The sequence below is a fragment of the Arthrobacter sedimenti genome (assembly GCF_042652025.1).
GTDB lineage: Bacteria > Actinomycetota > Actinomycetes > Actinomycetales > Micrococcaceae > Arthrobacter > Arthrobacter sedimenti.
In genome coordinates, this window is record NZ_JBHSDQ010000008.1 from 59,031 (window position 1) to 79,279 (window position 20,249).

Here is a 20,249-nt window from a genome sequence, read left to right on the forward strand (position 1 = left end):
CCCGCGTGGAAGTACCTGCGTTTGCCTGGACCCTGACCATTGCGGGAATCGTGGGCCTGTTGGCCTTCGACTTCTTCTTCCATGTCCGGAAGGCGCACACCCCCACCATTAAGGAATCGGCCACTTGGTCCGCGATCTACGTGGGAATCGCGGTGCTGTTCGGGCTGGCGGTGCTGCTGTTCGGCGGCCCGGACATGGGCACGGAATACTTCGCCGGCTACGTCACGGAAAAGGCGTTGTCCGTGGACAACCTCTTCGTCTTCCTCATCATCATGGCCAGCTTCAAGGTGCCCCGGGCGGACCAGCAGAAGGTGCTGCTGTTCGGCATCGTATTCTCCCTGATCGCGCGGACGGCGTTCATCTTTTTGGGCGCGGCACTGATCAACAGCTTTGCCTGGGTGTTTTACATCTTCGGTCTCATCCTGCTGCTCACGGCTGGCAACCTGCTCAAGCCGGACGACCACGATGACGACTCCGAAGGCTTGGTGGTCCGACTCGCCCGGAAGTTCCTGCCTGCGTCCCAGCACTACGGCGGCGACAAGCTGTTCACCGTGGAGAACGGAAAGCGGGTCCTCACTCCGATGCTGCTGGTGATGGTGGCCATCGGCGGCACGGACATCCTGTTTGCCCTGGACTCCATTCCTGCTATTTTCGGCCTGACCCAGAACGTCTTCGTTGTCTTTACCGCCACGGCGTTCTCCCTGATGGGCCTGCGGCAGCTGTTCTTCCTGATCGACGGCCTGCTGGACCGGCTGATCTTCCTCTCCTACGGCCTGGCGGTCATCCTGGGCTTCATCGGCGTGAAGCTCATCCTGCACGCCCTGCATGAGAACACCCTCCCGTTCATCAACGACGGCGAACACGTCAACGTGGTGGAAGTCAGCACCGGAGTCTCCCTGGGCGTCATCCTGGGCGTCCTGGCGGTGACCATCCTGGCGTCCATCTTCAGTCCCAAGGGCAAGGCCAAGAACGCTGTGTCCGGAGCGCGGCGGCACGCCACCGAATACCTGGACCTCAATTACGAAACGGACATGGCCGAACGCGACAAGATCTTCGCCAAGATGTGCCGGGAGGAGACCCAGATCCGCAAGCTTCCGGAGAAGTACAAGCGACTGGTCCGCAACGAAACCGAGTTCATGGATCTGCTGCGCAACGCCCACTCGGAGCATGACAAGGCGCAGGTCCGGGCAGCTGCGGCGGAGGGCTGACTTCCCGGCATTTTGCCAACTTGGGCCTACCTTTCTTATGCGGCCCCGTTCTTCTTGTTGTTGGCCTGCCCGCTGTTTGTCAGTCCCTCTTGCTAGGTTTGAGGCAGCCATAAAACAGGGCCACGGAAACCGTCTTCGGGCCCGGCTGTCATTGGGGAGGCCCGTGTTTCTGCTCGACGCTGGTGTTGAAACCGGCTCAAGTGCGCCGCCGGACCTGGTCTTTTCGGCCAGCGATTTGGTGGCTGCCTCCGAGTGTGAGTACCGCACGCTCCGGGTCCTGGACGAAAAGCTGGGCCGCGCCCCCAAAGCCGAGTTCGCGGTTGACGAGATGCAGAAGCGGGCCGGTGAGTTGGGCGACCGGCACGAGCAGACGGTGCTTGCCAGCCTGGTGGCGAAGTACGGCGAGTGGGACGCGAGCCGGGGCTCGGGCGTCTATTCGCTGGAGCGCGGCGAGAACCTGCGCGGTGAGCTGCAGGCAAAGCACGCGGAGACCGAACTCGCCCTCCGCTCCGGTGCGGACGTGGTGTTCCAGGCCACCTTCTTCGACGGCGAATTCCTGGGCTACGCGGACTTCCTGGTCAACGAGGCCGCCGGGACGGGGAACCCGGGGCGGTACGAGGTCTGGGACACCAAGCTTGCCCGGCATGCCAAAGTAGGAGCCCTCCTTCAGCTTGCCGCCTACGGCGACCAACTCCTCGGCATGGGGCTGGAGCCATCGCCTGTGGTCACCCTCGTGCTGGGCACCCGGGTGGGTGACGACTGGCTGCGGAGCAGCCACTCACTGCCGGACCTGCTGCCCGTGTTCCGGGAACGGCGCCGGCGCTTCCGCCAGCTCACAGCCAGCCACCGTGCAGGCGATGCCCCGGTGCAGTGGCAGAAACCCGGCGTCGTGCACTGCGGACGCTGCGACTACTGCGCCGAGCAGGTCAACCTCCACAGGGACCTGCTCATGGTGGCCGGCATGTCCGGTGTCCAGCGGCGGAAACTTCATGAATCCAACGTCACCACCATCGACGAACTGGCAGCCATGCCGGCGGCGGAGGCAAAGAACTCCGTGGTCCGGCTCCGCGCCCAGGCCCGGATGCAGCTGGGACTCGATGAGCCGGCGGGGTCCCGCACCTTCACCAAGGACGGCGAGCCGCATACAGTCGCCTACACAGTTCTTCCGGAGAACTCGATCGGGTCTCTTCCGGCGCCCAGCGCCGGGGACATTTTCTTCGACTTCGAGGGCGATCCGCTGTGGCAGGATCCCGCCACAGGCGCCTGGGGCATCGAATACCTCTTTGGCGTCATCGAGGCCCCGGTGGCGGGCGCCGGAGACGATCCTGTGTTCCGTCCGTTTTGGGCGCACTCCCGCTCCGGTGAACGCCGCGCCTTCCTCGACTTCCTGGACTATGTGGAGAAGCGCCGCGCCACCTACCCGGACATGCACGTCTACCACTACGCCCCGTATGAAAAGACGGCGCTAAGGAATCTTTCCCTCGCCCACCAGGCCGGCGAGGACACAGTGGATGACTGGCTGCGGCAGGGTCTGCTGGTGGACCTCTACGCCACGGTGCGGCATTCCATCCGGATCTCGGAGGCGTCGTACTCCATCAAGAAGCTTGAACCGCTCTACATGGGAGACAACCTGCGGTCCGGGGATGTCAAAGACGCCGGCGCTTCGGTGGTGGCCTATGCCGCCTATTGCGCCGCCCGTGATGAAGGGCGCCGCGAGGACGCTGATGCCATCCTGGCCTCCATTTCCGATTACAACCGGTACGACTGCCTGTCCACGCTGCGGCTGCGGGACTGGCTCCTCCGGCTGGAAGAGGATGCCGGTGTTTCGCAGGAGCGCGGCCAGACGGCAGGCGGGCTTGATGCAGCCGCAATTGGTCCGGAAGCCGGTCCTGTCGAGCTACCCGGGATTGCCGCAGATGCCGGTGGTGAGGCGGTTCCTGCCGAGGAGACACCGGAGGAGGGCAGGCTGCGCGAGTATCTGGCTGCCCTGCCGGACAACCGCCCGTGGACTGATGACGAACGTGCCGTCGCCATGGTGGCGGCCGCCACCGGGTATCACCGGCGCGAACGCAAGCAGTTCTGGTGGCAGCACTTCGACCGGGTCGAGGCACCGATGGACAACTGGTCCGACCAACGGAACGTCTTTGTCGTTGAATCGGCCGAAGTTTCAGTCGACTGGGCGCTGGCGAAGCCGACGGAAAAGATGCGCACGCGGGTCCTGAAGCTTCGCGGCACCATGACCGAGGGATCCGATTTCCGTGCCGACTCCACATGGTGCCGCTTGTATGATCCACCGGTGCCGGACGGTATGGCCGCCCCCAACGCGGCACCTAATGCGCGGGCCTACACCTTCAAGACCCTCATTGACGACCTCCGGGCAGCTCCCGACAATCCGGAACACACCATCATCACTATTTCGGAGCGGGAGTCCAGGAAAGTCCGCGCCTATGCACACGTCCCGGTGGCGCTGACAGAGGACCAGCCGGTGGCCACCGTAAGTATCGAGGCAGCAATTGCGGAGCTAGCCCGTGCCGTCGGCTCCACACTGCCGTCCCTCCCCGCGCAACCCGGCCTGGACATCCTGCGGAAGCTGCCGCCGCGGTTCCGCTCGCTCCGGGGACCTGCGGAGGTACGGCAAGGCAACGATGGCGCGGCGGGTTACGCTGCTGCCATCACTGAGTCCCTGCAGGACCTGGGCAACTCCTACCTGGCAGTTCAGGGGCCTCCGGGAACGGGGAAGACTTACGTCGGCGCCCATGTCATTGGCAGGCTCGTCGCCGAAGGCTGGAAGATCGGGGTGGTGGCACAGTCGCACAACGTGGTGGAAAACCTGCTTTGCCGTGCCATCGAGGACGGCGATGTGGATGCGTCCAGAGTGGCCAAAAAGCTGAAAGACCCCCACGACGTCCCGTGGAGTTTGACCGCTGACGGGGATGTGGCGCGCCTGCTGGCGTCTTCCGGCGGGTGCTTGGTGGGCGGCACGGCGTGGGTCATGACCGGCAAGGAGGTGCCGCCCGGGTCGCTCGATCTGCTGGTCATCGACGAGGCCGGCCAGTTCTCGTTGGCCAACACGCTCGCTGTGTCCCGCGCCGCGAAGCGGCTGCTCCTGCTGGGTGACCCCCAGCAGCTTCCGCAGGTCTCCCAGGGCGCCCACCCCGAACCGGTGGATGAGTCCGCCCTCGGCTGGCTCGCCACCGGACACGCCACACTTCCCGCGGCCCTGGGCTACTTCCTCGCCGACACCTGGCGCATGCATCCCGAGCTGTGCCGCGCCGTGTCCACCCTCAGCTACGAGGGAAAGCTGAAGTCGGCTCCGGCCGCGGCCCGCCGCGAACTGGAGCAGTTGGCCCCCGGGGTGGAGACCGTCTTCGTTAACCACACCGGCAACACCACGGCCTCCAAGGAAGAAGCCGACGAAGTGGTGCGGCAGGCCCAACGCCACCTGGGCCTGAAGTGGACTGCCGGCGCTGGCAGCGAAGCGCGGCCGCTGGAGCAGCAGGACATGTTGGTAGTGGCCGCGTACAACGCCCAGGTCCACCTGATCCGAAAGCACCTGGCAGAGGCTGGACTGCCGGAGGTTCGGGTGGGCACCGTGGACAAGTTCCAGGGCCAAGAGGCACCCGTGGTGTTCGTTTCGATGGCGTGCTCGGCGGTGGCCGAGGCACCCCGCGGCGCAGAGTTCCTGCTGAACCGGAACCGCGTCAACGTAGCGGTTTCCCGTGGCCAGTGGCGCGCCGTCATCATCCGGTCCCCCGAACTCACCAACTACATGCCGCACAAGCCTGCGGCCTTGGAGGAGCTGGGCGCGTTCATCGGCCTCAGCCCTCGGGAGTAGCCGCTGGAGTCCGGCCGGTCGGAAGATCTGCGTGCGGTAAGAGGCTCGGGGTTGGCGGCGCCCAGGTTGGGCGGGCGGGCCTCGTTGGAGCAAATCCCGGGTAGGTCAGCCCACCCCGAAGCCGCGGTATTTTCCGCCGGCTTCAGACATCGAACTGTCCACCCGCTCCACCCGGCCGGGAGTGCGGTCCGAGTTCAGCCAGTCCAGCAGTTTGCGGACCTGTGGCTGGGGCCCCTCGGCAACCACGGATACCGAACCGTCGGCGAGGTTCTTCACCTCACCCGACAAGCCAAGGTCCTCCGCCGTACCCATCGTCCCGTAACGGAAGCCCACACCTTGGACCATGCCGAACACCCGGGCGTCCAACCGCACGCTGTCCTGCTCTGGGCCGTCCTGCGTCCGTTCGTGCCTGCCCATGCCGGGCCTCCTAAGGAAACATCGGCGTGCCCAACTGGGTAGCAGCAGGTGCCGTTGTGAGTGTCAAAACGACAGTAACTGCTGCCCGGTTGGGCACTCAACGCTTAGTTGATGGTGATGTCGCGGGTGGCGTGGTTGTAGCGGATGGTCACGGTGCCACCGGTGTGGTGCAGTTCGTGGTTGGGGCCGTCGAACGTGCCGAAGGCGCCGTAGTTCTCATCCCACGAACGGTTCAGGGCAATCTTGAAGGTGTAGTAACCGGCGGGAAGCTCGGCGCTCTTCTTCCACAGCTGGTCCAGGAAGTCGAACTCCATCTGAGCTTCGTCGTACTGCGGTGCCCAGTCCTCAGGCGCGCCCAGGAAGGTGTTGAAGTCACCCACCACGGCCACAGCCTCGGGCTGCGGCAGGGTCTCAACGTCAGGGCCCTCGAACGGCTCAGCAGCGCCGGCCGCTGTGGACGTTTCTACAGGGGCAGCAACAGCTTCGGCTTTGTCCTTGGCGGGAGACTTGCCCTTGCGGACGGCCTTCACCACGGGCTCCACGGCGTCTTCGAGCGCCTTGGCTGCCTTGCCCACAGCGGAGGCTGCCTTCTTCGCGGGGGCCTTCTTGGCCGTTTTCTTCGGTGCTGCTTCCTTGGCCGGAACCTCCAGCGTTGCCGCGGCGGCGGAAACCGGGCGGACAAAGCCCTCGGGAGCCGTGGGAACGGGAGTGCCGGCAGGGACCGGGGTGCCGGCGTCGAGCGCTGCCGCAAAGGAATCAACGTCCGGGAAGGCAACGGTGGCGCGCATGCCGTCCTCGGTGATGGTCCAGCCCGAGCGGCCCTTGATCAGCCAGCCCGCCTTGACCAGCTTGGCGGTTGCCGAGGTGAGGGTCTTGTGGCCCCGCGGGATGCCGCCGCTGAGGAGTTCGGCCTCATGCTCGTTGAACGGCACGCGGGCGGTTGCTTCCGCCAGGACCTGGCCAGCATTCAGTGCATCGCCGGACCACACGCCTTCGGTCAGGACCTCCAGCACGGTCTTGAGCCGAAGGTAGGTGTTTTCTGCGGTGGACTTGGCCATGATTCCCCTTATATAAAAGCGATCGGTCTTAGGCATCTTGCCAACAGCCCATTAAATCGCGCGACTTTAATTGGTTAACTCTGCGTGTCGTGACCGACTGTGAAGCGGATGGTGCCGCAAGTGAGGCGGAGGTCTCGGGTAAGGGCTGTCTGCATAACCCTCAAGCGCTGACATGGGTGCTGCCTTGCACTCCCCAGACACGCCTGCGGCACCTAGTTTACCGGGCTGAAAGCACCGCTGTTGCGCCCGACACAGGAGCCGTCAGTCGGACACTTCCCTGCCGTTGAGTTCCGCCAACAGTTCCGCCTTCCGCTCCTCCGAAGCGAAGGAGGAGTGGATGGAGTTCGCAGCCAGGCGTGCCTTGTCGAAATCGGAGAGATCGAACACTGCGGTCAGCTGCGCAAAGTTGTCATCCACGTAGCCGCCGAAGTAGGCAGGATCGTCCGAGTTGACCGAAACATTGAGCCCCGCGGCGAGCATGGCCGGCAACGGATGGTCCGCCAGGGTGTCCACGGCACGGAGCCGGACGTTGGACAAGGGGCAAACCGTCAGGGGAATGCGTGCGTCCACCAGGCGCTCCACGAGGTCGGGGTCGTCCATGCAGCGGATGCCGTGGTCGATCCGTTCCACACCCAGGAGGTCCAGGGCGTCGACGATGTACGACGCCGGGCCCTCCTCCCCCGCGTGCGCCGTCAACCGCAGGCCTGCTTCACGCGCCTTCGCGTACAGCCGCTCGAACTTGGACGGCGGGTTTCCCACTTCGGCCGAGTCCAGGCCGATGGCGCCGATGGGTGCGTTCATGGCCAGCAGCCGGCCCAGGACTTCCAGCGCCGAGTCCTCCGGCAGGTCGCGGAGGAAAGCCGCGATGAGGATGGTGGAGATCCCGTACTCCTCCTCGGAGGTTGCCAGCACCGAGGCCACACCCTTGACGCACGCCTCGAGGGGGATGCCACGGGAGAGGTGCGCCTGCGGGTCCATCATGATTTCGGCGTGCCGGACCCCCGCGGCGGCTGCCCGCTCCAGGTAGGCGCGGGTCATGTCCGCAAAGTCCTGTTCGGTTTGGAGCACTGCCATATTGGCGTAGTAGAGGTCCAGGAAGGACTGCAGGTCGGTGAACTCGTACTTCTGGCGCAGTTCGTCCAGCCCGGAGTACGGCAGGGTAATGCCGTTGCGCTCAGCCAGGGCAAAGATGAGCTCGGGCTGCAGCGTGCCCTCGATGTGCAGGTGCAGTTCGGCCACCGGAAGGGGCTTGGCAGGGACCGCAGTTTCCGCGGGTTCCATTTCGGTTTCGGGCATGGTGCTGCCGCCGGCAAAGTTCTCCATCCGGTCAGGATAGTGCCCCTCCCGGTTTCGCGCCTGTCCGGGAAATCCACATGCGACACCAGTCAAGGGACTGGCGTGCTTCCTGCCACACCCAACACGCCCACTCCAATCTCGATTTGATAACGGCAAGATGATGTCCTAGCGTGAAATGCATGCCCGTTCGGCGGGCTTTTTGATTGCCCGGTGCTGCCTCCACCAGAACTGCCCAGCGGCAGCCACCGATAGTGACCTCTATTCGTCAGAGGCGGGCAGTGGCGCGACGATCTCCGGGGACGGAGCCAGCGCCGGTGGCCTTCAGGAGCATCACCACCATGAAAAACACCAAATTCCGTACTGCCGCACGCCGCGGAGTCACCCTGGCCGCCGTCTCCGCGGCAGGTTTGGCCCTTTCAGCCACGGCGGCCAACGCAGCGACACCCACGTCCACCTGGGACGCGCTGGCCCAGTGCGAGAGCGGCGGCAACTGGTCCATCAACACGGGCAACGGCTTCTCCGGCGGCCTGCAGTTCACCTCCAGCACCTGGTCGGCCTACGGCGGAACCGGGTCTCCCCAGAACGCCAGCCGCGAACAGCAGATCGCGGTAGCCGAGCGCGTCCAGGCATCCCAGGGCTGGGGCGCATGGCCGTCCTGCTCATCCCAGCTCGGGCTTAGCGGTGGCGGCGGGGCCCCCGTCCAGAGTGCACCTGTCCAGAGCGCTCCCGTGCAGAGCGCCCCGGTCCAGAGTGCACCCGTCCAGGCCACGCAGGTCCAGAGCGCTCCGGTCCAGCAGGCGCCGGCCCCGCGGCACGCAACCTCCGTTGCCCTCAGCGGCGAGACCTACACCCTCCAGGCCGGAGATACCTTGAGCATCGTTGCCCAGAAGCTGGGCATCCAGGGCGGCTGGCAGCACCTTGCAGACGCCAACCTGGACACCATTGCAAACCCGAACCTGGTGTTCGCGGGCCAGGTCATCCAGCTTCCCGCGTAACAGCGGTCGGAGTACTAAAAGCGCCCCTTGGGCGCTCCGCCTTTCCCAAGGCGACACAGACAGGTCGGCGATAGACAAATTCCGTTGACCAAATAACGACGCCGGCACACCCCACAAGGGATGTGCCGGCGTCGTTCTTTTAATTCCTCAGCCGCTGCCGTGGTGGGCGGTCAGCTTACGGGCAGCTCGCGGACGATGCGCACCTTCCAGGCGGAGTCGTCGCTGGTGTCCAGCAGCGCCACGGTGCCGTGCGCCAGGTTCAGGGCAACGCGCTTGACGGCGAGCAGCTCGAGGTAAAGGTGCTCGTTCATGCGGCTGGGGGTATCGATCATGTACTTCACGGCGTCGCGCACTTTGCGGTAGTTGACGCTGCGTTCGCGGTGCATGTGCAGCTCCAGCGCCGACCGTTGCTTGAGCCGCGGCTCGTGCCGGTTGAGCAGGGTTACTGCGGTGTGGACGGCAACGACCAGGGTGAGCGAAACGCCGTAGATCCACCAGCCGCTGGAGAGAAGGAACAGGGGTAGGTTGGCGATGGCTACCAGTGCGATGACCACGCGGAGGGCGGCAATGCGGCGGACCGTCCGGGCGACGGCGGCCATGCCGTCACGGAAGCGGTGCTGGTCCTTGCGCGCCGCGGCGGGATCGATGATGAATTCGTCGAGAACCAGGACGCCCCGGGCTTCGGGGCCGAGCATTTGTCCGTAGCGGGGCAGGGCAGTACGGGCGGGGGTGACGGCTTTGTCAGGTGTAGATGTCATGAGAGAGCTTCCAAAATGCGGGGGTGGTTGCGGTGATCTTAGTGGTTTAGCCTGAAAGCCGTATGCAGGCGTCCATTATTTGGACATGAGCACTTCCCGCTTGTGGCCGCAGGCACAGCAATTGGCAGTTCCGCCGGGGACCGTCAGACTGAATGGATGCAAACCTTTCTCCCGTACCCTGACTTCCGCCAAAGCGCCGCAGCCCTGGACACCGCGCGGCTGGGCAAGCAGCGGGTTGAAGCGCTGCAAACCCTCCGGGCCCTGGTGATTCCGGGCTACGGCTGGCAGACCCACCCGGCGATCCGGATGTGGATGGGGCACGTGCCCGCCCTCACCATGTACGGGCTGGCAATGGTGGACGAATGGACTGAGCGCGGCCACCCGGACAACACCCGCGCCAACATTGCGGAGTTCGCACCGCAGGCGGCCCACCCGGACTATGCCGCCAAAATCGTCATGCCGCCGTGGCTCGGTGATCCGGACTTCCACCTGAGCCACCGTTCCAAACTGGTCCACAAGGAACCGAAGTTTTACACCTCGGTGTTCCCGGATGCGATTCCGGACATGGACTATGTCTGGCCCGAGCCCCGGCATGAGTTCCTGCCGGAGGAGCCGGAAGGGAACATCCTCTGGATCCTCCGGGAACCGTACGACGACGTCGACCCCCAGTCCCTCACCACGGTGGCGCTTCCTCCGGTGAACCGCGCCGCTGCTGCCGCGGCAGCCATGTCCGCGAGCGACGACGGCTACTCCCCCGTTTATGTGGACGACGGCTCCCGCCGTCCGTCCCGCGCGCCCAAGAAGGCCCCACCCAAGCCCCAGGCGAAGAAGCCCACGCGCAAGCGGCTGGCACAGGAGGAAGCGTTCCGCACCCTTCCGGGAAAGACGCCGGTAGCGGTTCCGTTCGAGAACGGGGCCAGGTTCGCTGTGGGACAGGTGGTGGGCCGGCCCATCACACTCGATGACGGCCGCTTTGGCAGGAATTTCGAGGTCACGGAAATCATTGACCGGTCCGCGTTCACGTACCCGGCGCTGCTGCAGGACCCGCGCGTGTTCTTCCCGGTGGAGGCCCCGTAGGCCATGACGATTCTCCTGGCCGGGTGCGGCGACCTGGGTACCGAGGCGGGTTTGCGGTTCGCCGCACTAGGCCACCGTGTTGTCGGGTGGCGCCGCTCCCCTGCAAAACTGCCCGCAGCCATCGAAGGTGCCGCGGCTGACCTTGCCTCTCCGGACCTGCCGCCGGTCCCGGTGGATACCTCCGCCGTCGTGATTGCCGTGGCTGCCGATTCCCCCGCGGAGGAGGCATACCGCTCCGCGTATGTACGCGGAGTGGCAAATGTGCTGGATGCACTCGAACGCGATGGGGTGGTGCCGCGCCGCATCATCTTCGTCTCGTCCACCGCCGTATACGGCGATGCGGGCGGCGGCTGGGTGGATGAAGCCACTCCGCCCCACCCCGGTGGTTTCTCCGGCCGCGTACTGGTGGAGGCAGAAGATCTTCTGCAGGCCAGGCTTGCCGAAACTACCACTGCCGGCATCTCACTCAGGCTGGGCGGCATCTATGGGCCTGGCCGGACGCGGCTGATCGACCAGGTGAAGTCGGGCTCGGCCGTCATTCCGGAGGACGTGCGCTACACCAACCGGATCCACCGGGACGACGCCGCGGCGGCCCTGGTGCATCTGGCAACAATGGACGCCGTACCCGCTCCTGTATACGTAGGCGTGGACAACGAACCGGCCGATCTGGGAACCGTGTTGCGCTTCCTGGCGGCCGAACTGGGCCTTCCCTCACCCCGCGTGGGCGACGCCGGACCTGCCCGCGGGGGCAACAAGCGCTGCGGCAACCATCTCCTGCGCAGCACCGGGTTCACCTTCACGTTTCCCACCTTCAGGGAAGGGTACAAGGAGGTTATAGCGGGGAACGGCGTGCGCCATCCATGAGCGAGTCCGCCGTTCCTTGATTGCTGCCAGGCTGGCTATGGGGACGCCTGGCCCGAGTTGAGGCAGGGCATGGAATTCCGGCAAATCATTGAGACGGTTGGGCAGCTGGTCGACTTCGCAGGCGTTGCGGTCATGGTGATCGGGGCGGTGGTCTCCCTCCCGATGGCAATCCGCGGCCACCAGCCTCGGCAGCTTCCAGCGGGGGCGGAGAAGTTGAGCTTCTACCGCTCCTACCGCCAGCTGCTGGGCCGGTCCATCCTGCTGGGCCTTGAACTGCTCGTCGCTGCCGACATCATCCGCACCGTTGCCGTAACGCCGACGTTCGTAAGCGTCGGGGTACTGGCCATCATCGTGCTGATCCGGACGTTCCTCAGCTTCTCGCTGGAGCTGGAAATTACGGGGCGCTGGCCGTGGCAAAAGGAGGCACCGCCGGCCCGTTCCGACTCCACCGCAACAGCACGCTAAGGCTCTTGACGGGGTTTTGCACATAGGGGTTGTGGGGTCTCTTGATTGTCGGTGGTGGCTGGCAGAGTTGGGTTATGGAGGCCATTGGGGAAGATCTGGGGAGGGCGTACGACGCCGGCAGTCGGCTGCCGCGCCCGGCCCGCCTTCACCCGGTACCCAGTGAGGATCCTTTGGCAGGTCCTTTGCAGGCATCAGCCTTAGGGCCCGGTGAGCAGGACGTATTGGACCGGCTGGCCGCACAGTTGGCAGCCTCCGCCCTGGCCGCCCCGGACCTGCTGGCAACGGCCTCTTATGTCGAGGCTGCCGATTATGCCGCCCAGGTCGAGGGCCTCGCCCGCTCCGTGGAGTACCTCCAACTCGTCTCAGCCGGGGCCGTGGACCGCACCCGCACCCAGGCCATCAACGACGCCGCCACAGCCAAAACCCGTGCAGGCCGGTCCCGCGCAGGCCTGATGCGCCCGGTGGCGGTGTCTCCGGCCGATGACGGGTGCCGGAACACCGCAGAGTTCCTCCGCCTGCGCCTGCAGATCCCCATCCGCGAAGCCCGGCGCCGCCTCGCCCTCGCCCAGCACGTCCTGCCCGTCACCACCATCACCGGCGAACCACTCCCGCCAACCCGGCCACACCTCGCCGCCGCCCTCACCCCCGCCACTGAACTCCACGCCAGCACCGAGGCCGGCGCCTGGCCCGGGTCGGCTCAGGGACCTGCGGTGTCCTCGCACGCCGCGACCATCATCACCGCCACCCTGGACCGGCTCCAACACCACACCACACAAGAAACCCTCGACACGATCGAGCACCACCTCACCACCGCCGCCACCACCTGCGACCCCGACTTCCTCACCCGCCTGGCCCAACGCTGGATGGACACCATCGACGCCGACGGCACCGAACCCACCGAAGAAGCCCTCCGCCACACCCAAGGCGCATTCATCCGCAAACCCCGCCACGGCCTGCACCGTGTCGAAATCTTCGCCACCGGCGACCAATACGAACACCTCCTCACCGTCATGAACACCGCCACCAACCCCCACACCACCACCCCCCACACCGGCACCGGCACCGGCACCGAACACAGCACCGCAGAGGGCACCGGCAGCGCAGCGGCAGGCAACGCCACGGGGCACACCGCCCTGCCGGACCTGGACCGGCGCACCCGCGCCCAAAAACAACTCGACGGCCTCGTCACCGCCGCCAAAGCCGCCCTCACCACCAACACCCTGCCCACCACCGGCGGCAACCGGCCCCAAATCATCGCCACCATCCACTACCAAGACCTCTTCCCCCACACCCAAGCCAACACAGCGGCATCGGCAGGAACCGGGACACCGGCATCTGCAGAAACCTGCACAGGGGAATCTGTAGGGACCGTTACCGGGACAGGGACCGGTTCCTTTGCCTTCACCGGGCCCGTCGCCGCCGCCACCCTGCGCAAAACCGCCTGCGACGCCGACATCATCCCCGCCCTCCTGGGCACCAACGGCGAAATCCTCGACCTCGGCCGCAAAACCCGCCTCTTCACCCCCGCCCAACGCCTCGCCCTCACCGCCCGCGACCAAGGCTGCGCCTTCCCCAACTGCACCATCCCCGCCCCCTGGTGCGAAGCCCACCACATCACCTACTGGTCACAAGGCGGACCCACCACCACCAACAACGGCGCCCTGCTCTGCAGCCACCACCACCACCTCATCCACAAAGAACAATGGAAAATCACCACCACCCACGGCACCCCAACCTTCATCCCCCCACCCCACCTCGACCCCAACCAAACACCCCAACAAAACCACTACTTCAAACCACCCCCACCACCCCACCCACGGGAATGAAACCTGCCCAACAGAGGTCGGGTTAGGCTTCACCCATGACTGAAACGAACAGTGCCAAAGCCTCCGAACTGCTCCGTCTCCACCAGGCCCCGGAGATTCTCCAGGTGGTCAACGTGTGGGACGCCATCACCGCCAAAGTCATTACGGATGTGCCGGGAACCGCTGCCCTCGCAACGGCAAGCCACTCCATCGCCGCCACCCTTGGCTACGAGGACGGTGAGAACATCCCCGTCGACGAAATGATCAGCTTCGTGGGCCGGATAGCTGCGGCCACCCACCTGCCTGTGAGTGCCGATCTTGAATCCGGTTACGGCAATCCAGGCGAGACCACGCGCAAGGCGATTGGCGTCGGAATCGTCGGGGCCAACATTGAGGACCAGATGCGGCCGCTGACAGACGCCGTGAACCAGATGGCAGCCGTTGTTCATGCCGGCGCTGCAGAAGGAATCGACTTCGTCCTGAATGCACGGACCGACGCGTTTTTGAAGGGCAAGGACCGTGCGTCTGAAGATGTACTTGCGGATGCCATCGAACGCGGCAAGGCATTCCTGGACGTAGGCGCCACCACTGTCTTTGTGCCGGGACTCCTGGACGAGCGCACGGTCACAGCGCTGGTTGAGGGCATCGGCTGGAACAAGATCTCGGTCATCAACGTCCCCGGTTCCCTGCCGCCGGCCAAGCTGCAGGAACTGGGCGTTGCCCGCATCTCATACGGCCCATGGACGCAGAGGGTGGCCTTGACAGCCCTCGCCGACGCAGCCGCAGAACTCCTCGCGGGCGGCCAGCTTCCTGAGAACACGCGGCCCTTGAACTAGGTGAAACCGCAGCGTGCGAACTGCAAATGTCAGCGGTTCGACTGAGGGAAGGAGTGGATGAACCTTGACGGGGAACTTGAGCGCCGCAGAACTGTGGCCGCGCCCGCCGGAATTACCTAGGCCCATATTCTCCGACCAGCGGTGGCTTGACGCCGTGTTCCTCCACTGGCGAATTCCCGAGGAATTGGCGGCCACGTTCATGCCAACGGGGGTTCAACCGGATGTGTTCGACGGCAGTTCCTGGGTCGGACTCATCGGTTTTCGCATGGTCCAGGCGGGACTCGGACAGGGTCCTGGCATTCCCTACCTGGGAAGCTTCAATGAGGTCAACGTCCGGCTTTACTCCCGCGAGCCGGACGGGACCCGCGGGGTGGTGTTCCTGAGCCTGGACGCTAACCGACTCCCAGTCGTTGTCGCAACGCGGACGGTAGGAATACCCTACGTGTGGTCGCGGATCCGGCAATGGCCAGCCTTGCCAGGCAGCGATTGGAGAAGGCAGCATGATGGTCCCAGGACCGCTCCCGGCATCACGCGTGGACTACCTGTCGGCTATTCCGTGCACCGGTTCGGTGCCAACGCTGCCCGAAGCCACTTCGGCGTGGTGCCCAAACTGCATACCGTTGCCACCGATCCACTGTCGATCTTCCTTACCGCGAGGTTCGGCATGCATGGCCGCTTCGACGGCAGAACCGTCTACGTTCCGAATACCCACCAGGATTGGCCGCTTTTTAGCGCGGACGTCCACCGGCTCAGCGACCGATTGGTCCAAGCTGCCGGCATCAGCGTGAGCGGGCCACCGGAGTCGGTTCTCTACTCGCCGGGAGTCCGGACACGCTTCGGCAGGCCTCGCCTGCTGGGAACTGACGGCTAGAAGGTTGCGTCCTGGGGTTCCGGCGCCCCCGGGGCGTCCTGCCAGCCTTCGCCTTCGGTAAACGTGCTCACCAAGGTTCCCACTCCCGTTTGCAGGGAGTTGGACGGGTCGAAGTACAGGGATGCTGCCGATGCCCGGCTGTGGGTGATTAGCTGCTCAGCCTCGAGCTTCGCTTCTGGCACGGTTGCACCGATGATGCCGGTGCGCGCCCGGAGATCCGGCGTGTGCACTACTTCTGCGTTCGTCTGGGTAAGCGGGACCGTCTCGCCGGAATTGATCTCGTCGTGGGGGAACTCGAACTCGTCGTCACCAGGGGCGGCAGGAACGGTGTACTCCAGGAAATAGGTCATACCCCACCCTTGCAGAAAAGCCGGCCTTGCCAAAGTCCCCGGGGAGCTACTTGCCCAACCCGGCCTTCCTCAAAGCCTCGGCCATTGCAGTGTTAGTGGGTTGGGGTTTCGGGGTTGCACGGTTATTACCGCCGGCGGAACGCGGAGACTGATTGCCTTGCTGTTGCCGGTCCTGGCGTCCGGCCCGCTCAACCTTTTGGCTACCTGCTCCCCCGCGGTTGCCTTGCCGGTCCTGTCCGGCACCGTTCTGTCCCGCCCCAGGTTTTCCTGCACCGCCAGGTCCTGCAACGCCATGTCCTGCGCGCCGCCCGGAACCTGCACCACCGCCGGCTGGTTCGTCGTCGAGCCTCAAGGTCAATGAAATCCGTTTCCGCTCCGGGTCAGCCTCCAGGACCTTCACGCGGACCACCTGGCCGGACTTGACCACCTCGCGCGGATCGGACACGAAGCGGTTGGCCAGGGCAGAGACGTGCACCAATCCGTCTTGGTGGACGCCGACATCCACGAAGGCGCCGAACGCCGCAACGTTGGTCACCGTCCCTTCAAGGATCATGCCCGGCCTCAGGTCGGAGATCTTTTCAATCCCCTCAGAGAAGGTGGCGGCAGCAAAGGCGGGCCGGGGGTCCCGGCCCGGTTTGTCCAGCTCAACGAGGATGTCCTGGACCGTGGGAAGGCCGAAGGTGTCGTCCACGAACTTCTGCGGGTCCAATGAGGACACCGGCGCTGACCCGGCAGCCGCGCGAATCTTCCGCGCCACCGCGTACGCCTCCGGGTGCACGCTGGACGCATCGAGTGGCTCGGCTCCCCCGGTGATTCGAAGGAAGCCAGCGCATTGCTCGAATGCCTTGGCGCCCAACCGCGGCACCTTCTTGAGGTCGGTCCGCTTGTTGAAGGGGCCATGTTCGTTCCGATAGGCCACGATGTTTTCGCTCAGCAGGGGCCCGACGCCGGCCACCCGGCTCAACAGCGCGGGCGACGCGGTGTTGACGTCCACCCCCACGGCGTTCACGCAGTCCTCCACCACCGCATCAAGGCTCCGGTCCAGTTTCGACGCTGTGACGTCGTGCTGGTATTGGCCCACGCCGATGGACTTTGGATCGATCTTGACGAGTTCGGCGAGAGGATCCTGCAGGCGGCGTGCAATGGAAACGGCGCCGCGCAGGGAAACGTCCATTCCCGGCAGTTCGGCGGCGGCGAGCGCCGATGCGGAGTAGACGGAGGCACCGGCCTCGGACACCACCAGTTTCTGCGGTTTCCGGTCCACCTCCGGCAGCTGCTTGATCAGTTCGGCAGCCAGTTTGTCCGTCTCGCGCGATGCCGTCCCGTTCCCGATGGCCACAAGTTCGACGGCGTGCTGCCGCGCCAAGTGCACCAGGGTGGCCAGGGCTTCGTCCCACTTGCGGGCAGGAGCATGCGGGTAGACCGTGTCAGTGGCCACCACCTTTCCGGTGCCGTCAACCATGGCGACCTTCACACCGGTGCGCAGCCCGGGGTCCAGGCCAAGGGTGGCGCGGTTTCCGGCCGGGGCGGCCAGCAGCACGTCACGAAGGTTGGCGGCGAACACCCGTACCGCTTCGTCCTCCGCCGCCGCGAACAACCTGGCGCGGAGGTCGGAGGTGAGGCGGGCCAGCACACGGGAGCGCCAGGCCACCTGGGCTGTTTGCATCAGCCAGGCGTCGGCGGGACGGCCGCGGTCGGCGACGCCGAGGAACCTGGCCACCGCGGACTCATAGCGGGCACGGGCGGCGGTAAGGGCGGCGTCGTCCGCCGGATCTGCTTCGGCGAGGTCCAACTCAAGGACGCCATCCTTCTCCCCGCGGAACAGCGCCAGCACCCGGTGCGAAGGCATCCGCTCCGGCGCCTGCGCGAACTCGAAGTAGTCGGCGAACTTCTGCCCTTCCGCCTCCTTGCCCTTCTTGACGCGCGACACCATCCGGCCCTGCGTCCACATCCGGTCCCGCAGGTTCGCCGCGAGATCCGGATCCTGGGCCACCCGCTCCACCAGGATGGCGCGGGCGCCTGCCAAGGCCGCGGCTGCGTCACCGATGGAGTGCTCATTGTTGAGGTACTTGGCGGCTTCGCGTTCGGGGTCCAGGTCCGGCCGCTTCAGCAGGGTGTCCGCGAGGGGCTCCAGGCCGGCCTCACGGGCGATCTGGGCCTTGGTCCGGCGCTTGGACTTGAAGGGCAGGTAGATGTCCTCGAGCCGTGACTTGGTATCCGCAGCCAGGATTGCCTTGCGCAGTTCCGGTGTCAGCTGCCCTTGCGCTTCAACCGCCTCAAGGACGGCACGACGGCGGTCCGCCAGCTCGCGGAGGTAGCGGAGCCGCTCGTCGAGGTTCCGGAGCTGGGTGTCGTCCAGCGTCCCGGTGGCTTCCTTACGGTACCTGGCGATGAATGGAACCGTGGAGCCGCCGTCGAGCAGGTCAACAGCCGCCTTGATCTGCCATGCCTTGACCCCTAGCTCGGCGGCGATCTGGGCAAAGACGGCGTCCTCCCCTGACGCGTGGGAAAGTGCGGAAACAGGGGAAGGTGCAGGCAGTTGAGTCACCAGAACATCTTGCCTTACCGGCCTTCCGGGCTCCACCGGAGGGTGTGTTCATGTGAATATCGCGGGGTTGGCAGAGGGTATTCCGTTGGGGCCTGCGAAGTGCTGTAGTGGACATGCCGTTACTGGTGCCGATGCTCGAGGAAGAGGCCATCATGCGGGAACTGCTTGTTGTTTTCCAGGAGGGGTTCGACGAGGCCAACATCACCGTGACTGTCAACGGCAAGGAGGTGCGCAGGGATCTGGGCATCTCAACGAATCCATTACTCGGCATAGCATCCGAGGTATCGGTGGAGTTGCCAGCCAAAGGCGCCCAAGTCGGAGTGGAGGTCACCAACCGGGGGCTGAAGGCGATCACCAAGGTCAGCGGCAAACCCAAGAGCGTGCTGGTATCCATCGAGGACGGGCGGCTTCTGATGAAGGAAGGCACTGGCCGGGAAGCTGTACTTTAGGCGGGTTAGCCGGCCCCGAAAATGGCTCTGGTAAGAGTCCATTCGTTGGAGTAGCATCTGATCACCGCCGGCTTCCGATGGAGTCCGGCGGGCCACATAAGTCTTCAGCCGGAGGTCGTCGGATGGCCTCCGGCGCCGCTGCCCGGGACCAGCACCCCAGACAGCCAACGACGGCGGCACCCAAGATGGGTGCCGCCGTCGTCGTCGTTTGGTCCAGGAATGCCGGCGGGGCGCTTTTAGCCCTGGTACATCGGGTAGTCCGTGTAGCCGGTAGCGCCTTCCGCGTAGAACGTGGACGGGTTGGGCTCGTTGAGCGGAAGGCTTTCCTTCCAGCGGCGGGCAAGGTCCGGGTTGGCGATCGCGGGCCGGCCCACAACTACGGCGTCGGCATGACCCTCGGCCACCAGGTTCACGGCTTCTTCCCGGGTGGTGATGACGCCGAAGCCGGTGTTGACCAGGAAGGTGCCGCCGAAGCGAGTACGGAGATCCTGGACAAGTTCACCGGTGGGTTCGTGGTGCAGGATGCTCAGGTATGCCAGGTTGAGCGGCGCGATGCTGTCCACGAGGACTTCGTAGGTGGCGCGGACATCAGCGGCGTCGGTCTCGGCGATGCCCTGGACGTTGTGCTCGGGGGAAATCCGCAGGCCCACCCGGTTCGCGCCAAGGGCTGCTACCACCGCGTTGACGGTTTCGATCACGAAGCGTGCGCGGTTTTCCGGGGATCCGCCGTAGCTGTCCGTCCGGATGTTTGAATTCGGCGCCAGGAATTCGTGCAGGAGGTAGCCGTTGGCCGAATGCAGCTCCACGCCGTCGAACCCTGCCTCGATGGCATTCAAGGAAGCGTTGACGATTTCCTGGATGACCAAGGGAAGCTCGTCGGTGGTCAGGGCGTGCGGCACCGGGTACGGCTGCTTGCCCGCAGGTGTCCGGACATCGCCGTCAATGGCTACGGCGCTGGGGCCGACGATTGGCAAGCCACCGGTGATGTCTGAGTGGGAAACCCGGCCGCCATGCATGATCTGGGCGAACATGTGGCCGCCTTCGGCGTGGACCGCGTCAGTGACCTTCTTCCACCCGGCCACCTGTTCCGGCGTGACAATCCCAGGCTGTCCCGGGTAAGCCTGCCCCGCGGGCGTGGGGTAGGTGCCCTCGCTGACGATGAGGCCCAGTGAAGCGCGCTGGCGGTAGTGCTCGACGAGGAGCGGGCCCGGGATGCCCTTCTCACCGGCACGAAGGCGGGTCAGCGGGGCCATCACCAAGCGGTTGGGAAGTTCAAGTTCGCCGAGGGTGAGCGGGGAAAACAGCATGCGCAGTTCCTTTCGAAGGCTGAAGACGTACTGCCTTTGCCAACTGTGGGGCGCGTGCAACTATTCCAGCACCTTCCCGGATGCGACTGGGATCACAGTCCTGTCTGAAC

Annotated in this window: 17 protein-coding genes; 10 read left to right on the forward strand and 7 right to left on the reverse strand. The window is 65.3% G+C overall.

The window, feature by feature from the left end; genetic code table 11:
- Nucleotides 1-5 precede the first annotated feature (5 nt).
- Nucleotides 6-1,208 (forward strand): TerC family protein, encoded by a 1,203-nt coding sequence (locus ACFO0G_RS16810; protein ID WP_376979051.1) that lies wholly within the window; start codon nt 6-8, stop codon nt 1,206-1,208.
- A gap of 163 nt (nt 1,209-1,371) precedes the next feature.
- Nucleotides 1,372-5,043: a TM0106 family RecB-like putative nuclease gene (locus tag ACFO0G_RS16815; protein ID WP_376979053.1), complete on the forward strand. Its 3,672-nt coding sequence runs from the start codon at nt 1,372-1,374 to the stop codon at nt 5,041-5,043.
- 105 nt (nt 5,044-5,148) lie between these two features.
- Here the strand turns inward: ACFO0G_RS16815 and ACFO0G_RS16820 are convergent, their stop codons facing one another.
- From ACFO0G_RS16820 to ACFO0G_RS16830, 3 genes are all read right to left on the reverse strand, one after another.
- Nucleotides 5,149-5,460 (reverse strand): acylphosphatase, encoded by a 312-nt coding sequence (locus ACFO0G_RS16820; RefSeq protein ID WP_376979055.1) that lies wholly within the window; start codon nt 5,458-5,460, stop codon nt 5,149-5,151.
- A gap of 104 nt (nt 5,461-5,564) precedes the next feature.
- Nucleotides 5,565-6,518, reverse strand: a complete 954-nt coding sequence (locus tag ACFO0G_RS16825) for a pullulanase X25 domain-containing protein (RefSeq protein ID WP_376979057.1) — start codon at nt 6,516-6,518, stop codon at nt 5,565-5,567.
- A gap of 261 nt (nt 6,519-6,779) precedes the next feature.
- A complete protein-coding gene (locus ACFO0G_RS16830; protein ID WP_376979059.1) occupies nt 6,780-7,841 on the reverse strand; it encodes an adenosine deaminase in 1,062 nt (353 codons plus the stop codon).
- Between the two features lie 311 nt (nt 7,842-8,152).
- On the opposite strand from ACFO0G_RS16830, the gene ACFO0G_RS16835 reads away from it, so the two are divergent.
- Nucleotides 8,153-8,809: a transglycosylase family protein gene (locus ACFO0G_RS16835; RefSeq protein WP_376979061.1), complete on the forward strand. Its 657-nt coding sequence runs from the start codon at nt 8,153-8,155 to the stop codon at nt 8,807-8,809.
- 170 nt (nt 8,810-8,979) lie between these two features.
- Here ACFO0G_RS16835 and ACFO0G_RS16840 read toward each other — a convergent pair whose 3' ends face one another.
- Nucleotides 8,980-9,567, reverse strand: a complete 588-nt coding sequence (locus tag ACFO0G_RS16840; protein ID WP_376979063.1) for a hypothetical protein — start codon at nt 9,565-9,567, stop codon at nt 8,980-8,982.
- A 156-nt stretch (nt 9,568-9,723) separates the two neighbouring features.
- On the opposite strand from ACFO0G_RS16840, the gene ACFO0G_RS16845 reads away from it, so the two are divergent.
- The 6 genes from ACFO0G_RS16845 (at nt 9,724) to ACFO0G_RS16870 (ending at nt 15,485) form a co-directional block, all read left to right on the forward strand.
- Nucleotides 9,724-10,644 (forward strand): MSMEG_6728 family protein, encoded by a 921-nt coding sequence (locus tag ACFO0G_RS16845; RefSeq protein ID WP_376979065.1) that lies wholly within the window; start codon nt 9,724-9,726, stop codon nt 10,642-10,644.
- A 3-nt stretch (nt 10,645-10,647) separates the two neighbouring features.
- Nucleotides 10,648-11,508, forward strand: coding sequence for an SDR family oxidoreductase (locus ACFO0G_RS16850; RefSeq protein WP_376979067.1), 861 nt, complete (start codon nt 10,648-10,650; stop codon nt 11,506-11,508).
- A 69-nt stretch (nt 11,509-11,577) separates the two neighbouring features.
- The gene (locus ACFO0G_RS16855; protein ID WP_286402180.1) at nt 11,578-11,973 is read left to right on the forward strand and encodes a DUF1622 domain-containing protein; all 396 of its coding nucleotides are present in this window, start codon (nt 11,578-11,580) and stop codon (nt 11,971-11,973) included.
- A gap of 74 nt (nt 11,974-12,047) precedes the next feature.
- Entirely contained in the window at nt 12,048-13,799 is a 1,752-nt protein-coding gene (locus tag ACFO0G_RS16860; RefSeq protein WP_465251112.1) for an HNH endonuclease signature motif containing protein, read from the forward strand.
- A gap of 35 nt (nt 13,800-13,834) precedes the next feature.
- A complete protein-coding gene (locus tag ACFO0G_RS16865; protein WP_376979071.1) occupies nt 13,835-14,614 on the forward strand; it encodes an isocitrate lyase/PEP mutase family protein in 780 nt (259 codons plus the stop codon).
- A 154-nt stretch (nt 14,615-14,768) separates the two neighbouring features.
- On the forward strand, nt 14,769-15,485 hold the full coding sequence (locus tag ACFO0G_RS16870) for a YqjF family protein (RefSeq protein WP_417281462.1): 717 nt from the start codon (nt 14,769-14,771) through the stop codon (nt 15,483-15,485).
- Here ACFO0G_RS16870 and ACFO0G_RS16875 read toward each other — a convergent pair.
- Nucleotides 15,482-15,835: a hypothetical protein gene (locus ACFO0G_RS16875; protein ID WP_376979075.1), complete on the reverse strand. Its 354-nt coding sequence runs from the start codon at nt 15,833-15,835 to the stop codon at nt 15,482-15,484. The two genes, ACFO0G_RS16870 and ACFO0G_RS16875, sit on opposite strands and share 4 nt — an antisense overlap.
- Before the next feature lie 46 nt (nt 15,836-15,881).
- Complete coding sequence (locus ACFO0G_RS16880) at nt 15,882-18,383, reverse strand: Tex family protein (protein WP_376979077.1); 2,502 nt, start codon at nt 18,381-18,383, stop codon at nt 15,882-15,884.
- 131 nt (nt 18,384-18,514) lie between these two features.
- Here ACFO0G_RS16880 and ACFO0G_RS16885 point away from each other — a divergent pair, with 131 nt between their 5' ends.
- Nucleotides 18,515-18,832, forward strand: a complete 318-nt coding sequence (locus ACFO0G_RS16885; RefSeq protein WP_286404304.1) for a hypothetical protein — start codon at nt 18,515-18,517, stop codon at nt 18,830-18,832.
- A gap of 236 nt (nt 18,833-19,068) precedes the next feature.
- Here ACFO0G_RS16885 and ACFO0G_RS16890 read toward each other — a convergent pair whose 3' ends face one another.
- A complete protein-coding gene (locus ACFO0G_RS16890; RefSeq protein ID WP_376979079.1) occupies nt 19,069-20,139 on the reverse strand; it encodes an alkene reductase in 1,071 nt (356 codons plus the stop codon).
- Nucleotides 20,140-20,249 lie beyond the last annotated feature (110 nt).

What these genes read in the sequence shown, in the direction of transcription:
- ACFO0G_RS16885 (WP_286404304.1), top strand. Translation starts at nt 18,515, where the DNA reads ATGCTCGAGGAAGAGGCCATCATGCGGGAACTGCTTGTTGTTTTCCAG.
- ACFO0G_RS16820 (WP_376979055.1), bottom strand. Translation starts at nt 5,460, where the DNA reads ATGGGCAGGCACGAACGGACGCAGGACGGCCCAGAGCAGGACAGCGTG.
- ACFO0G_RS16825 (WP_376979057.1), bottom strand. Translation starts at nt 6,518, where the DNA reads ATGGCCAAGTCCACCGCAGAAAACACCTACCTTCGGCTCAAGACCGTG.
- ACFO0G_RS16850 (WP_376979067.1), top strand. Translation starts at nt 10,648, where the DNA reads ATGACGATTCTCCTGGCCGGGTGCGGCGACCTGGGTACCGAGGCGGGT.
- ACFO0G_RS16830 (WP_376979059.1), bottom strand. Translation starts at nt 7,841, where the DNA reads ATGGAGAACTTTGCCGGCGGCAGCACCATGCCCGAAACCGAAATGGAA.
- ACFO0G_RS16840 (WP_376979063.1), bottom strand. Translation starts at nt 9,567, where the DNA reads ATGACATCTACACCTGACAAAGCCGTCACCCCCGCCCGTACTGCCCTG.
- ACFO0G_RS16845 (WP_376979065.1), top strand. Translation starts at nt 9,724, where the DNA reads ATGCAAACCTTTCTCCCGTACCCTGACTTCCGCCAAAGCGCCGCAGCC.
- ACFO0G_RS16865 (WP_376979071.1), top strand. Translation starts at nt 13,835, where the DNA reads ATGACTGAAACGAACAGTGCCAAAGCCTCCGAACTGCTCCGTCTCCAC.
- ACFO0G_RS16860 (WP_465251112.1), top strand. Translation starts at nt 12,048, where the DNA reads ATGGAGGCCATTGGGGAAGATCTGGGGAGGGCGTACGACGCCGGCAGT.
- ACFO0G_RS16890 (WP_376979079.1), bottom strand. Translation starts at nt 20,139, where the DNA reads ATGCTGTTTTCCCCGCTCACCCTCGGCGAACTTGAACTTCCCAACCGC.
- ACFO0G_RS16855 (WP_286402180.1), top strand. Translation starts at nt 11,578, where the DNA reads ATGGAATTCCGGCAAATCATTGAGACGGTTGGGCAGCTGGTCGACTTC.
- ACFO0G_RS16875 (WP_376979075.1), bottom strand. Translation starts at nt 15,835, where the DNA reads ATGACCTATTTCCTGGAGTACACCGTTCCTGCCGCCCCTGGTGACGAC.
- ACFO0G_RS16835 (WP_376979061.1), top strand. Translation starts at nt 8,153, where the DNA reads ATGAAAAACACCAAATTCCGTACTGCCGCACGCCGCGGAGTCACCCTG.